Annotated in this window: 1 protein-coding gene; it reads left to right on the top strand. The window is 53.5% G+C overall.

All coding sequences use genetic code 11. The features are described from left to right. On the top strand, positions 1 to 262 hold a 262-nt coding region (locus AC1RPQ_RS08205; RefSeq protein WP_481762295.1), incomplete at its 5' end, for a hypothetical protein. Positions 263 to 346 lie beyond the last annotated feature (84 nt).

Below are 346 nucleotides of genomic sequence, written 5' to 3'. Positions count from 1 at the left end.
GGATAACGAGCGAGCGAACATGATTCGCGCCAATTATCTGCACGCGGCGCTTCCCGATCATCCGATGGCCCGGGCCTCGATTGCGAAGATCGTGGGCTGCGAAAAGGCTAACGAACAACTGGAGCGAGAGCGCGAGCGCCCGCCCCTGATGGACGAAATTCTCAACATCATCGACTCGAACTTCGCGATCTATACGGCTGGCGATGCAACGCGCTTGTCCGTGCACGCGAAGATTCGTGCGGCCTTCGAAAAGGTGGCATAAATGCAATACACTGTGCTAAATGCGGTAAATCGTGACAATCTGATTGAATTGGTAAACGAATTTATCAAGGTTGGTGGCTGGGAA

The sequence above is a fragment of the Dellaglioa sp. CoH-57-MRSF-21 genome, assembly GCF_056781915.1.
The sequence above is the reverse complement of the archived record's forward strand: the minus strand, read 5'-3'. Positions and strand labels throughout refer to the sequence as shown.